This window comes from Sciscionella marina DSM 45152 (assembly GCF_000379465.1).
GTDB classification, from domain to species: domain Bacteria; phylum Actinomycetota; class Actinomycetes; order Mycobacteriales; family Pseudonocardiaceae; genus Sciscionella; species Sciscionella marina.
This window is the reverse complement of the sequence record NZ_KB905427.1, coordinates 1-13,715: the sequence shown is the minus strand read 5'-3', so window position 1 is coordinate 13,715 and position 13,715 is coordinate 1. Positions and strand designations below refer to the sequence as shown.

General features: G+C 65.2%; 9 protein-coding genes and 3 pseudogenes. 4 read left to right on the top strand and 8 right to left on the bottom strand.

The features are described from left to right. A pseudogene (locus tag A37U_RS0135495) lies at nucleotides 1-238 on the top strand (IS982 family transposase); the annotation flags it as partial. Nucleotides 239-287: 49 nt separating this feature from the next. Here the strand turns inward: A37U_RS0135495 and A37U_RS0135490 are convergent. The 4 genes from A37U_RS0135490 to A37U_RS0135475 all read right to left on the bottom strand — a co-directional run bounded on the left by A37U_RS0135490 (nucleotide 288) and on the right by A37U_RS0135475 (nucleotide 5,551). Beyond that, on the bottom strand, nucleotides 288-1,880 hold the full coding sequence (locus tag A37U_RS0135490) for an AMP-binding protein (RefSeq protein ID WP_240437786.1): 1,593 nt from the start codon (nucleotides 1,878-1,880) through the stop codon (nucleotides 288-290). Between the two features lie 4 nt (nucleotides 1,881-1,884). Next, nucleotides 1,885-2,928, bottom strand: coding sequence for an MBL fold metallo-hydrolase (locus A37U_RS0135485; RefSeq protein WP_026197961.1), 1,044 nt, complete (start codon nucleotides 2,926-2,928; stop codon nucleotides 1,885-1,887). Between the two features lie 80 nt (nucleotides 2,929-3,008). Continuing rightward, nucleotides 3,009-4,193 carry a M24 family metallopeptidase gene (locus A37U_RS0135480; protein ID WP_157183238.1) on the bottom strand — a complete coding sequence of 395 codons (1,185 nt, stop codon included), beginning with the start codon at nucleotides 4,191-4,193 and terminating at the stop codon, nucleotides 3,009-3,011. A 137-nt stretch (nucleotides 4,194-4,330) separates the two neighbouring features. Beyond that, nucleotides 4,331-5,551: an aromatic ring-hydroxylating oxygenase subunit alpha gene (locus A37U_RS0135475; protein ID WP_083934173.1), complete on the bottom strand. Its 1,221-nt coding sequence runs from the start codon at nucleotides 5,549-5,551 to the stop codon at nucleotides 4,331-4,333. A gap of 310 nt (nucleotides 5,552-5,861) precedes the next feature. Here A37U_RS0135475 and A37U_RS0135470 point away from each other — a divergent pair, with 310 nt between their 5' ends. From A37U_RS0135470 to A37U_RS0135460, 3 genes are all read left to right on the top strand, one after another. Then, a complete protein-coding gene (locus A37U_RS0135470; RefSeq protein ID WP_020501413.1) occupies nucleotides 5,862-7,064 on the top strand; it encodes an NAD(P)/FAD-dependent oxidoreductase in 1,203 nt (400 codons plus the stop codon). A 242-nt stretch (nucleotides 7,065-7,306) separates the two neighbouring features. Beyond that, nucleotides 7,307-7,948, top strand: coding sequence for a hypothetical protein (locus A37U_RS46950; protein WP_157183236.1), 642 nt, complete (start codon nucleotides 7,307-7,309; stop codon nucleotides 7,946-7,948). After that, nucleotides 7,945-9,318 (top strand): MFS transporter, encoded by a 1,374-nt coding sequence (locus A37U_RS0135460; protein ID WP_020501411.1) that lies wholly within the window; start codon nucleotides 7,945-7,947, stop codon nucleotides 9,316-9,318. Before A37U_RS46950 ends, A37U_RS0135460 begins: the two co-directional genes overlap by 4 nt. 842 nt (nucleotides 9,319-10,160) lie before the next feature. On the opposite strand, the pseudogene A37U_RS46945 reads toward A37U_RS0135460, so the two are convergent. The 4 genes and pseudogenes from A37U_RS46945 to A37U_RS46940 all read right to left on the bottom strand — a co-directional run. Continuing rightward, nucleotides 10,161-10,671, bottom strand: a pseudogene (locus A37U_RS46945) (IS3 family transposase); the annotation flags it as partial. A 22-nt stretch (nucleotides 10,672-10,693) separates the two neighbouring features. After that, nucleotides 10,694-12,010, bottom strand: coding sequence for an IS110 family RNA-guided transposase (locus A37U_RS0135450; protein WP_276143477.1), 1,317 nt, complete (start codon nucleotides 12,008-12,010; stop codon nucleotides 10,694-10,696). 194 nt (nucleotides 12,011-12,204) lie between these two features. Continuing rightward, nucleotides 12,205-12,666, bottom strand: a pseudogene (locus A37U_RS0135445) (IS3 family transposase); the annotation flags it as partial. Between the two features lie 14 nt (nucleotides 12,667-12,680). Further along, the coding region (locus A37U_RS46940) for an IS110 family RNA-guided transposase (RefSeq protein WP_020498807.1) at nucleotides 12,681-13,715 on the bottom strand (1,035 nt) is incomplete at its 5' end.

Genomic DNA, 13,715 nt, shown 5'->3' with positions numbered 1-13,715 from the left:
ACCAGACCGCCGCGACGAGACCTACACCCACGGCCACCTCGGCAGGGTGCGCCAGTGGATCGAATCAGTGAACCAGACACTGAAAGGTCAACTCGGTCTCGAACACCACAGCGGACGCACCCCAACCGGCGTGTTCACCCGCGTCGCCCAACGCCTCCTCGCCATGGCCGCCGGAATCTGGCACAACTGGACCACTGATGCCATCAACAAACGGTCACTGACCGCCTACGACCACTGACCAAGGAATCAATCATCTAGGGCATCGGCCGCCAGTGTGCCGGTCCCAGTCACGGGTGTGGTGCCGCTTCCTCGGCGTCCTGAGCGGACCGTTTCCGAAGCAGGTATTTCTGGATCTTGCCCGTGCTCGTCTTCGGCAGCGGCCCGAAGTAGAATCGGGCGGGCACCTTGAAGCCCGCGAGCCGTCCGTGGACGTAGGTCCGCAGCTCGGCGGCCGAAGGTGGCTCGCCACCGCGCGGCGTTACCCACGCGACCGGCCGCTCGCCCCACTTGCCATCCGGTGCGGCCACCACAGCGGCCTCGAGCACCTGCGGGTGCGCCGCGAGCACGGCCTCGACCTCCACGGAGGAGATGTTCTCGCCGCCCGAAATGATGACGTCCTTCGTGCGGTCGCGGATCTCCAGATAGCCGTCGGGATGCATCACCGCGACGTCCCCAGTACGGAACCAGCCGTCCGGTATCGCGGCCGCGGTCGCCTCTTGGTCGCGGAAGTACCCGAGCATGACGTTGTTCCCGCGCACCGCGATCTCGCCGGCCGTCTGCCCGTCGGCAGGCACATCCGTCCCGCTCGCGGAGACCACCCGGAGGGCGCAGGCGATGACGTTGCCCACCCCCTGTCGTGCGCGGCGCCGGGCCTGCTCGGGAGCGGGAAGCCCGTCCCACCGGGACTGCCAGTCGCAGATCGCCAAAGGGCCAAAGGTCTCGGTCAGCCCGTACAGGTGGGTGATGTCGAGGCCCACCGCCGCGCAGTCCTCGAGCAGCCTCGGTGTCGGTGGGGCGCCACCCACCGCGGCGATCACCCGTCCACCCGGCCTTACCGCCGCCGCCTCGTCGGACAGCAAAGAGACCAGAACGGTCGGTGCGGCGCACAAGTGGGTGACCCGCTCGCTCCGCATCAGGGTCCACACCAGCGCTGGCTCAGGCCGCGGAAGGCAGATGTGGGTGCCACCGGCGGCGGTGACCGCCCAGGTGAAGCACCAGCCGTTGCAGTGGAACATCGGCAGGGTCCACAGGTATCGGGTGTCGGAGCTCAACCGGAAATGACCGGCCATCGCCAAGGCCTGCAGATAGGCGCCACGGTGGTGGTACATGACCCCTTTCGGGCGGCCCGTGGTCCCGCTGGTGTAGTTCAGCGCGAGCAGGCCTCGTTCGTCCGTGACGTCCGTCCGTGTAGGCGATGCCGTTTCCAGCAACGACTCGTACTCGTCGTCGCCACAGATAAGGGTCAGGGGCCCCGCCGTGGTGGCCTGGATCTCTTCCGCTGCGGTTTCCATCTCGGCGCTGTACAGGAGTACCCGTGCTCCGGAATGCTCCACGATCACGGCCAGTTCCCCCGGCGTAAGCCGGACGTTGAGCGCCACCAGCACCGCGCCCGCGTAGGGAGCCCCGTAGTGCGCCTCGAGCAGCAGCGAACTATTGGGCGCCAGTACCGCGACCCGGTCACCAGCACCGACCCCCGCCGCGGCGAGAAGGCCGGCCTGGCGCAGGCACCGCTCGTGGAATTCGCCGTAGGAGAACCGCCGATCGCCATCGACGACCGCGAGGCGGTCCCGGTACACGACGGCGGATCGATCGAGAAAACTGACCGGACTCAGCGGTTCGTAGCTGACTGGCATCGCCGTCCCCGGAACGATCACCGCCATCTGGTCACCCCGTGGATGCGGGAGCGAAGCGGATGGTCCCATTCCGCTCTTCGGATGTGACCACGCCGCGGACCTCCAGCAAGGCCAGGTGCCACACCGTCTCGATGACGGCCATCATCTGATGTCGTGGTGGCAGTGTGGCGAACTCTCGCTCGCGCCCCGTCCAGCGCAGCGCCTCGCTCACCTCGTACGCGGTGGCGGCGCCCTGAACGACCGCCTCGGCCGTGAGTTGAAGGCGGGTGTCGTGGTGTCGCAGCAGCTCGTCTATCCGGGCATGACTACTGTCGATCACCGGGCCGTGCGCGGGTAGTAGGCGGGCGTCGGGCAGCAGGCGCACCGCGCGCAGTGAGTCGAGGTAGTCCCCCAGCGGGGACTCGCCCGGCACCGGTTCCAGCCCGATGGAGGGCGTGATGTGCGGGAGGATGTGGTCCCCGCCGAACAGCAAGCAGGCGGCGCGATCGAAGTAGACCAGGTGGCCCTGCGTGTGCCCCGGTGTCGCTTTCGCCTCTAGTCCGCGGTGCCCCGCCCGCACCACAGTGCCCGGCTGAAGCCACTCGTCGGGAGCCTCCCACGCACTGTGCGGCACGCTCTCCTCGGGCAGCACTGCCGTCAGCTCGTCGGCGACCTTCTCCGCTCCGTTTCGGCGCAGGCTCGCAAGCTGGTGCCGGTATGGGGTCGAGGCCGGGTTTGAGACCACGGCTAACGACGGCTGCTCGCCGACGCCCAGCCCCACCCTCGCGCCGAAGTCACGCCGCACCGCGACCGCCTGCGTGTAGTGATCACGGTGCACGTGCGTGACCAGGAACTGGCGGACGTCGCCCAGGCCGCCACCGAGATCCTTCAGCGCGGCCTCAAGCTGGGTCCGGGCCGCGTCGAGGACGAGACCCGAATCGATCAGCGTGAACCCGTCGTTTCCCTCGACGGCGTACACGTTGACCGCGCGTAGCTCGTCAGGGAGGGGAAGCGGAATGCGGTGCACTCCGGGGGCGACGGTGAACACACCCGGCTCATACCATCGCCGTGCGGGGTCGTCCAGTTCAACGGACACCGGTCAGCCTCCCATTCCACTGCACTCTCGCCCGTGCCGGCCGCGTCCGCGTCCGGCGGAACATCCTGGCCACCGAGACCTCAGATCGCGCCCGCGACCAGGATCTCGTCCCGCGGGAAATGGTCGATCAGCTCAGGGCCGTCCGCGGTAACCACGACCATCGACTCGGTCCGCACGCCGCCCCCGCGGTGTTGGCCCTCGATGCCCTCGACCGCGATCACCATGCCCTCCTCGATCTCCTCGGGATACCGCAGCGACCACTGCCGGTTGATGATCGGATAGTTGTAGTGCACGAAACGCGACCCGACGTTGACCAGTCCGATCCCGTGCGCGTACTCGATCGTCAACAACTCGGCCTCGTCCGCGAAGCCGAACTTGCTCGCGGGTGCGAAGTGCGCGGCCACGTCGGCTGTGCTGCTGCCGGGGCGCAGCTCGCCAATCACCGTGTCCATACGGTCATGCAGTTCCGAGTACAAGCCCTGCTCTTGCGCGGTGGCAGAACGGCCGACGACGTACTGACGGTACAGGCAGGCCGTGTAGCCCAGGAACGAGGTACCGCAGGTGAGCACATAGGCGAGATCGCCGTATTCGAGACGCCGGTCGCTTCCACTGATGCCGCGCTCGAACGCCAGCGGTCCGGCCATCACCTTCGACGCACCGAACTCCGCGCCCGCCTCCTCACTGGCCCGCTTGACTTCCCTGGCCACCTTGCTCTGCAACACTCCGGGCCGCAACGACTCGAGTGCCTGCATGAACGCGTTCGTGCTGATGGAAGCCACCATCTTGAGGCAGCTGATCTCGTCCTGCGTCTTAATCCGAGAGGACTCCATCAGCAGGGGCAGCCCTGCGCGTACCTCGATATCCTGGGCGGTGAGCGCCTCGATCGCGCGGTTGTCGAACTCGCTGACCGCCAGTGGCTCGCCGACGAGTCCACGCTCGCTCAGTTCGGCGGCGATGCCGTCGGCGAACAGCTTGGCCTCCTCAGCGGCGGCCCCCTCCGAGACTGTGCCGCCCATCCACGACCGCGCGATGCGCCAGTGCGGAATCCACGGTGCCTGATCCGGCATCTGATGATACGAACCGGCCGGGGCGAAGACGACCGGCTCGTGCTCGGCGAAGAACAGGGCGTAGGCCGCCTGCAACTGGAACTCCGACCACCAGAAGCCCACCGCGTACCGAACGTTCTCAGCGCCGGTGATCAAAAGCGCCGGAACACCGTGCGCGCGCAACACGCCACGCAGACGTTCGGCCCGTTCGGCCCGCATCCGTGCCAGATCGATACCCTGGTGAACGTCGTTGGTCGTCGGTCCGAAGTGTAGCTTTGCGGAATAGTCGATTGGTGCCGTCACTTCTTTGTGGTCCCTTCGTCAGATCCCCCGTGCCTGGTCCGCCTTCGGTGTCCTCAGCCAGTGCTCGCTTCTTCAAGCGCTCGGTCGATACTGCGGTGCTGGTGCTGGAGTGCTGGTTCGTTTCGGCCGAAGACCAGTTTCGACTGGCCACCCGACGCCAGATTGCGATGGACCTCCTCGGCCATTGGGATGTCCTCTTCCGTCAGGATCCACTGCGTGTTGACGAATCGCTTGCCGTGCATCTCCTCGTCGCCCCATTCGGGATAGCGGAAATACAGGTGGTACATGATGTTCGAGTCAACCGTTGCTCCCGGCATAATCTGCGAGTACTCGACATGATCCTGCATGACCGAGAGGATCACATTCGGGAACAACATGTAGATCACCTGCACGTGGCGCATCAGCGGCCATTCCGCTTCCGGTAGTTCAGCGAGCTGCTCGATCTTGCGGCCAAGAAAGCCGCTAACCGAGTTGGGGCCGTAGGCGTCAAAAGTCGCCTGGTTGGAGTTGTTGTATCGCGCCACGGTCGTCTTGTGCAGTGACGCGAAGTGGTACGGCTCCAAATATCCATCGACGGCGAGCTTCCAGTTCGACGCGGTAAGCACGGGCTCGTGGATCCGTGGCTCCGCAAGACCGGTCTCGAACCCCCATTCCCTGAACTGCGGGGCCAGACCGGCAAGAACCGCATCCAGATCGATCGGCTCAGGGTCGACCTGCAGCGGTGTGGCCCGCACATAGACCAATCCGTAGCGTTCTGCCACAGCCACCTCCGTCAGACCGAAACAGGACGTGTCGAGCGGGCCGAAGTTATCCCCACCACGAACCTTGCGCAGACCGCCGTCCAGGCCATATGCCCAACCGTGGTACTTGCACACGAATGTCCGCGCCGACCCGTTGCCGTAGGCCACCGAGGCGCCGCGGTGGCGGCAGATGTTCAGGAAGGCCCGCAACGAACCATCCTCCTGCCGGACGATGACAATCGGCGCCTTCGGGATGTCCAGGGTCTTGTACGAACCAGGCAGGGGGATCTCTACGCTCAGGGCTGCGAAGATCGGAGTACGGCGGAAAAGGACCTCGATTTCCTCGTCCTGCCGCTCCTCGGCCAGATAGACCGAGGAGGCACGTTCCATGACCCCATCCGCCTGCTCGTTGCTGTGCGTGGCGACGAGCTCGAGGCCGCGGCGAGTGATGTCGAGTGCCTTCGAGTGACGTTGCCGAGGTCCATACCGAAGCTCGGTAGTTGCGGTGGCTCCGCTAGCCGACGTTTCTGACATGGCGACAGTCTCTCCTTCACCGCAATACCCGACATCTCACTTACACTGTCAGTTTAGAATTGCAGACGGTTCACCGAGTGTCAACCATGGTCCACCTGGTCGCCAGGAGCGCTCCCGGCGCCGACCGCCGGCACACGGAGCCCGTGTATACCAAGGCGTTTGCCTCTCCGACGGAGTGCCGGGTTCGCCGTATTCCCGCCATGGCGGGAATACGGCGAACCCTGGGTGGTACCGCCACGCGACGGTTTATTCTGACAGTACAATCACCTTACGATCGACACTCTCCCGAGCGCCTCCGAGAGGACTACCGATGCCAACCACCTTGATCGTCGGCGGATCCGTGGCGGGCACCCGGGTCGCTCTCGACCTGCGCCAGCTCGGCTATGCCGGTGACATCGTCCTGGTCGACGAACAAGCCGTTGCGCCCTACGATCGCCCACCGCTGTCCAAAGACCTGCTGACATCCGCGAACGAGCTGCCACAGCCATTGCTTCCGGCTGACCGGGCGCGCGAGAAGGCGATCGAACTGCGCCTCGGCGCAGCCGCCGTCGAGCTCGACCTCGCCCGGCCCGAGATATGCCTCGAGGACGGTACGAGACTCGGCTTCGATGCTCTCGTGATCGCCACCGGTGCACGCACTCGCCCGATGCCATGGCCGTCGCACGAGCGTATCGTCGAATTGCGGACTCTCGCAGATGGCAGGAGGCTGCGCCGGGCACTGCGGACGAGCCGCACGGTGGCTGTGGTGGGCGCGGGCTTCATCGGTGCCGAGGTGGCGTCGGCCGCACGCACGCTCGGTCTGGACGTCGTCGTCATCGACCCGGCACCGGTGCCGATGGGCCGGCTTTTCGGGGACGAGATGGGACAACGGTTCACCCGGCTGCACGCTATGAACGGCGTCACCACACGATTCGGCCGCGGCATCACCGGGATCGAGGACCGAGCTGACTGCGCGGTCGTGCACCTGGACGACACCAGCACGCTGAACGTCGATCTGGTCGTGGTCGGCATCGGCGTCGTGCCAAACGACGAGTGGCTGAGCTCCTCAGGACTCGCCGTCGAAAACGGTGTCGTGTGCGACAGCCGGTGCCGGGCCCGAGGCCACACCAACATCTACGCGGCCGGCGACGTCGCACGGTGGTTCCATCGCCGTCACAACGAAACCGTCCGGGTCGAACACTGGACCAACGCAGTCGAGCAGGCCCAGTTCGTGGCGAAGGCGATCGCGCAGCCGTGGTCGGTAGCCGAGTTCGCGCCCGTCGAATACGTCTGGAGCAACCAGTACGAGTGGAAGATCCAAGTCGCGGGACGCCCAGACCGAGGTGCCAGCGAGTGCGTCATCGAGGACTCCGGACACAAACGATTCTGCGCGGCCTACACCCGACCGTCGGGCACGCTCGTGGGCGTGCTCGCGGTGAACTGGCCGAAGGTCGCGCTGCTGGCGCGACGCGCCGTGGCGGACGCCGAGCCGATGGCAGATTTTTTGGCACGGGTCGGCGCGCTGCGCAAGTGACCGGAGCAGAATCGCACAGCCCGGTCGCGCGGGCATTACCGGGCGGGCACCGCGATACTTGACAGTCTCCTACCCTGTTGGTATCACAGTTGCACTGTCAGTGTAACTGTTAAGGCCAGGCCGACAACCGTCGAAGTGGACGGCTCGGCCGATACGAGCCCGGCTCGGTGGATGCTGCCTTGTTGCCGCCGCATTCGGGGTGCGGCTTGACCGTTCGGAGGCACAGTCGGTTGGTTCGCGAGATGAGTTCGAGTGACGTCAGCCCTCGTGCGGACAGCGTCAGTCCGTGGAGCTTCGACGCGAGTACCGATCGCGGCGAATCATATGCCGCGCTCGTGAAGACCCTCCGGCAGCTGCAGGATGTGATCGCCTGTTGTGAGCCTTCGGCTTCTCGTGCACACAGTGCCCGCGAACATCTGGCTCAGGCAGTGGCATCACTGCAGGAGTTCAGGACACAACCGGGAACCCAGCAGGTTCGCGGCGACATCTCCGGCCGCGAAGACCCCCTGATCGTTCCGGTAGAGATAACGCAGCGGGACCAGGACTCGGCGGAGGGGAACGTGCAGTTTTCGGCTTTCCACCACGGCGGCGGCGGCGGCGTCCACGGCGGCTCGATCGCTTTTGTCTTCGACGACCTTCTCGGCCGCCTCGCGAACGTCCGTAAGCCGACGCGAACAGCGTATCTCCACGTCAACTACCGTTCTGTGTGCCCGGTTCAGACGAATGTCGTCGTCCGTGGCCAGATCACATCGCACGAACGCCGCAAGATATTCGTGTCCGGCACTCTGGTGCTGGGTGACACGCTGATCGCGGACTGCGAGGGTTTGTGGGTCGTGCTTCCGGACACCCATGACGCAAAAACGCGAGCCCCCCAACTATCATGAGGTACCGTACGGGCGAGAGAACCCGTGGGCGTCCGAGTATCGCGGGCACCGGATCGCGGGCCGCGCTGGTCGGCGCCTGGCTCGGCTTCTTCGTCGACATGTTCGACGTCTACCTGCCGATTATCGCGCTCGTGCCGGCAGCCGCTTACTTCGACGCCAGCGACGTGTCGCCTGCCACCGCGGCGATCACCAGCAGCCTCGTCTTCGTCGCCGCGTTCCTGGGCCGACCGGTCGGTGCCTTCGTGTTCGGGCACTGGGCCGACAAGGTCGGGCGGCGTAAGGTAGCCCTCATTTCCATCGTCGGATTCGGCACCACGACCCTGGCGATCGCCGCGCTCCCGGGGTACCGGACCTGGGGCGTCGCCGCGCTCTCCCTCCTCATCGTGCTCCGATTCGTCGACGGGGTCTTCCTTGGCGGCGAGTACACGGGAGCCAGCGTGCTCGCGCTCGAGGCGAGTCCGCCTCGCCGACGCGGGCTCCACGGAGCCTCCATCATGAGCGGATACCCGCTCGCGTACTGCTTCGCCGCGTTGGTGACATTCGTAGTCCTGCATTTCGCGCCCGCAGCCGGGATCGACTCCCCCTATGTTCAGTGGGGCTGGCGAATACCGTTCGTCATCGGATGCCTGCTCGCGTTCGCCGTAGCGGTGTGGTACGCACGGCACGTCACGGAATCGGAGACCTGGATTCGTGCCCCCAAGAGCTCATCGCCCATGCGGGACCTGCTCCGGGGACCGAACTTGCACAGCTTCCTTCAGGTCTTCGTCCTGATGACCGGCAGCTGGCTGGCTGCCAACATCCTCGCCGCCGTCGTGCCGAAGACACTCGCGGGACCGGCCCACCTGGGCCCCACCGCAGTCACCGTCGTCCAGATCGTCGCCTATGCCATTCTCGCCCTCATCTACCCAGCCGCAGGGGCACTCAGCCAGCGGATCGGACGCCGCAACTTCTTCTTCGCCACCGCGACGACGACCGCGCTACCGGCGACGGTGCTCGTCTGGCTCCTCACCAGCGGCAGAATCACCGGCCTTCTCGCGGCCATCGGCATCATGACAGCCGTCAACATCCTGGCCTTCTCCACCGCAGCAGTGACCACAACCTACCTGAATGAACGGTTCCCGATCGGGATCCGCTCCTCCGGGTTCGGCATGGGATTCAGCGCGGCCATCGTCCTGCCGTCATTTTACGCTTTCTACCAGACAGTCTTGGCAACGATGATGCCCGCCCAGTACACGCCGCTCGTGCTGCTGTTCCTGGCGGGCCTGCTGATCGGCGTTGGTGCCCTCCTCGGCCCCGAAACACGAGACACCGAGATTGCGGCGACGACGCCCCACCACGAACCCGACCTCGGCGAGACAGACAGGACCTGAACGCATCGAACAGCACACCGTTCACCGGCAAGCCTCCGAGTTCGGCAGAACACGAGGACGCCCCATTCGGGGGTTCGTCCCGTTGGAGGTGATTCTATGCGACGGCACCGACAGTTTTTGGTGGTGCCGTATCGGGCGTGGCGGGTGGTTCGCTCGCCGTATCGGCGCCTTGTTGCGGGCGCCGCGGTAAGGAAAGGGATTCGAGGATCGAGCGGCGTAGGTAGCGAAGTACTCGGAGCCCGGCCCAGACACAAAAGTGCTCGCTGTGACCCTTGACACGCGCTAGCCCGGTCTGTAACAGTGCACTGTCAGTTCAAATTCATTAGATCGCCTCCAAGTCTAAGCTTGAATTTTAACCTTTGGTGGCTGTTTTTGTGGTCTTGCCGGGGTTGTGGAGCGGGGTTTGGTGGGTGTTTCGTGATCCTGGTGGGCGTCCGGGATCGGGGCAGCAGAATTTTGGTGGGGGAGTGTCAGCTGGTTGGCTCTGGCTCATTTTTCGTTATTGGTTCTATGCGAGGAGGGCTCGTTTTCTGGGGAAGTCGAGGTTGGCTCGGCCGTACATTTGTCTTTTGGTGTGTCCTGAACGTGGAGGAGGTTCGGTAGGTCGAGTCTTTGAAGCGATGCTGCACGGGAGATGAAGGTTTTGGCCCTTCGGAGTCGCCCGGCGGTGGGAGGCTCCAAACCGCCTCATGTTGCGTTGGCTGAAGACCGTCGTGGTGAGCGATGGGGAAAAGGCGCCTGTGAGGTGTCAGGTGGGGACCGGGAAGACGAACGCGAGTGAATCGTTGCTGACGTGTCGAAACAGATACAGACGACTGAATCGCCCCGGCGTGTTCGGAGAGTTATTGGTTTGAGAGCCCGGCGGGTTGCTGGGCTCGGTGTTGATCGTAGTAGGCGGTTTCGAGTTGTGCGGGTGGGATGTCGCCGCAGTACCGGTAGAGACGCCTGTGGTTGTACCAGTCGACCCATTCGGCTGTGGCCAGTTCGACTTGTTCGACGGTGCGCCACGGCTTACGCGGTTTGATCAGTTCGGTCTTGTAGAGACCGTTGATCGTCTCGGCGAGGGCGTTTGTCGTAGCTGTCGCCGATGCTGCCGATCGAGGCGTCGATGCCGGCTGCGGCGAGCCGTTCGGTGAAGGCCAGCGATGTGTATTGGCTGCCCGCGTCGTGATGATGAATCAGACCGCTCAGATCGGTTGTGCCGTAACGGTTTCGGGTCCAGATCGCGTGCTCGACCGCATCCAGCACGAGGCTGGTGGTCATACTCGTCGAACTGCGCCACCCGAGGATGCGGCGGGCGTAGGCGTCGATGACGAACGCGACATACACCCACCCGGACCACGTAGACACGTAGACATTCCACGCGGGTCGGTCGTCAAGCAGCAGCGGTTTCGGGGGTCGATGTCGGTGGTGGCCAGGCGGCGGTGTCGTCCCAGGGTTGGTCGTGGGCCATGCACCACCACAGGCGTCCGAGGAGCTTGTTGGCGAGGTTGCGGAGTGCGGCATTGTGGTGATCGCCGGCCGCGCGGCGTCGGTCGTAGTGGGCGCGGGCGCCGGGTGATTTGGTGAGCATGGAGAAGGCCCACCAGTGGCAGGCGTCGCCGAGGCGCTTGTTGCGAACTTTGCGTGCTTTGACGTAGTGCGAGCGTCCGGAGGCACGTGTGACCGGGGCGGTTCCGGCGAATGCACGTAGTCCGGCGGCGCTGGTGAAGCGATGTGGATCGTCGCCGATCTCTGCCAGGATCCTGGCTGCCAGCACGGGGCCCAGTCCGGGCGCGGAGCGTAGTGTCGCGGCCATCGGATGGGCGGTGAACTCTTCGGCCAGCTGGGTTTCGAGTGTGTCGACCGCCGTGCGCATCGCCTCAACGATTGCGATGAGCTGTTGCACGGTCGTGCCCAGGGCTGTCTCGACCCGCGTAGGCTGGCGCAGTGCCGGGGCCTTCAGCCCGGTGAGGATCTTCTCGACCAGACTGGAGTCGTTGCGACGCCCGCAGCGATGCAGGATCGCGACGACACGTCGACCGGTCAACTTGGCTGCGGCGTGTGGTGTTGGGGCGGCAGTCAGGATCGCGGTTGCGGCGTGGTGCTTGAGGTTGGCAAACGTGGTGACCGCGTTCGGGTAGAACTCCAGCAGCACCGACCGCAGTCGGCTCGTGGTCTGGTTCAACGCCCAGATCGCCTCTTGATGCTGACGTGCGAGAGCCTTGATGGCCAGCGCATGTTCGCTGATCGTTGCCAGCGGTCGATGCATGTGTTGGTCGGTGCGCAAAATGTTCGCCAGGACCGCGGCGTCGCCGGCGTCGGACTTGCCGCCGGCCTGTCCGTGGCGTTCCCGGTAACGCGCGACCGCACGAGGGTTGATCGGGTAGACCGTGAACCCGGCACCCGTCAGCGCGACCACCATGACGCTCTTCTCGGTCTCGATCCCGATCGGCGTGCTCTCGGGGGTTCCTCCTTGTTCGGCGATCAGACTCAGCAGACCGGAAAAGCCTTCCACACCGGTACTAATCCGTTGGCGCGCAACGACTTTCCCACCGTCGTCGACGAGTGCCACATCGTGATGCGATTCGGCCCAATCGATCCCACACGTAATACTCAACGCTGACCTCGATTCCCGTTGTCGTGGTTGTTCGGCGAGCTCGAGGCAGGTACGGCGACCTAATGGACAGCGCTCGATGGCGCGGCATCTCACAAGCCGATCACCGGCCCCGGGATGGCCGACAAGGTCACCGTCTACGTTCAGACCTCTGACAGCGTCACGTGCATCAACAGCAGTGATCACCTGCAGCCAGCTCACGCCACACTCTGCACCGGATCGGTCAAATCTCAGGGACCCCTGCCGACCATCCGTCTACCGTGTCGAGACAACGCCCGACTCCCCCATTAGGTGAAGTCCGCTACCCACAACAGGTTCGGCGCCCGCGGGTTGAACCGGCGATCCACCAGATCCGCCGCCCGCGGCGCGGACGGATCGGCCACGGTGGTGCGCTTGACCTTCCCACGAACAGCACCAGCCAGGCCGAGTTCCCGCATGAGCCGTTCCACGGTGCAGCGTGCTACCCGGACACCCTCCCGGTTCAACGTCAGCCACACCTTCCTAGCCCCGTAAACACCGAAATTCTCCTGGTACACACGGGAAACCTCGGTCTTGAGTTCGTCGTCTCGGACCTGCTGCCGCAACCGCCTACGGCCACGATGCTCGTAGTAGGTTGATGGGGCGATCCCGCAACCGTGCTCCGAAAGCACCGCGCAAATCGACTCGACACCCCACACCAACCCACCATGGTCACGATATCCTTGATGCTGCTGGATAAACCGCACGATCAGCGCTGTGGCCGGTCGAGCTCGGCGATACTCCTATGTCAAGCCGCTGCCGGCAGCGACGGTTCGTCAGCCTGATCGGCGACCCGAGCACGGACTCGTTCGTCGGTGCGCAGTGCCGTGAACGCGACGTCGGACAAGCGCCGACGAAGCAGGCGAATGGCTTCGGTGCGGCCCTTCCCAGCGGCTTCGAGCTTGTCCAGGTATGCCCTGCCTGGCCCGTAGCCGCGGGACTGGGTCACCGCGACCATGTGCAGCGCGGTGTTGATGGTGCGGTTGCCGCCACGGTTGAGTCGCACCTTGCCTTTGCTGCTGCCGGACCAGACCGGGATCGGGGCTGTTCCGGTGAACCGCGCATAGGCGTCATTGTTCCGGAAGCGGTGTGCGCCGGCGGTCTCGCCAACGATCATCGCTGCGCCGAGGATGCCGCAGCCAGGAACCGCGAGCAGCGAGGGTGCAAGCTCCCGCACCAACGGACGCAGCTCGGCCTCCAGGCCGTTGATCCTCTCGGTCAGTCGGCGCGCCTCCGCGACGAGCTCGCGGGCCAAGCGCGCGACCATGCCATCGAACTCCTCGAGCTTCACGGCCAACTCGTCCATCACACGGTAGCGACGCAGCCCCCGGCTAGGGATGTGCAGCGAGGGGGCCAACTCGTGCAGGTGCCAGCGCAGCCGGTTATGCACGCGAGTGCGCTGAGCGACAAGGTCGCGGCGGTAGCCGACGATTAGCTTGACCTCGCGGGTCGGTCCATCAAGCTCGGCGACCGGCAGGTCAGGCTGACGCAACGCCGCCAAAGCCACAGCCTCGGCGTCGATGGGGTCCGACTTGCCCGGCTGGCGTGCACCCCGTCGAGCACCAGCCATCAACCGGGNCGGAACGCGGACGACTCGGTAGCCGGCGGTGAGCAGATCGCGTTCGAGACGGCGAGTTAGATGACGGCAGTCCTCGAGCGCGAACGCGACCTCGTCCCACTGAGCAGCCCACTGCACCAACGCGAGATGGCCATCGCTGGTCGCAGCAACGGTCTTCTCACCGACCCGCCGGCCGACGTCGTCCAACGCGACGACCGTGTGGGT

Bases quoted from the DNA above. Each gene is read 5' to 3' on its own strand.
- A37U_RS0135490 (WP_240437786.1), bottom strand. From the start codon at position 1,880: ATGGCGGTGATCGTTCCGGGGACGGCGATGCCAGTCAGCTACGAACCG.
- A37U_RS0135480 (WP_157183238.1), bottom strand. From the start codon at position 4,193: ATGCGGGCCGAACGGGCCGAACGTCTGCGTGGCGTGTTGCGCGCGCAC.
- A37U_RS0135475 (WP_083934173.1), bottom strand. From the start codon at position 5,551: ATGTCAGAAACGTCGGCTAGCGGAGCCACCGCAACTACCGAGCTTCGG.
- A37U_RS0135470 (WP_020501413.1), top strand. From the start codon at position 5,862: ATGCCAACCACCTTGATCGTCGGCGGATCCGTGGCGGGCACCCGGGTC.
- A37U_RS46950 (WP_157183236.1), top strand. From the start codon at position 7,307: ATGAGTTCGAGTGACGTCAGCCCTCGTGCGGACAGCGTCAGTCCGTGG.
- A37U_RS0135460 (WP_020501411.1), top strand. From the start codon at position 7,945: ATGAGGTACCGTACGGGCGAGAGAACCCGTGGGCGTCCGAGTATCGCG.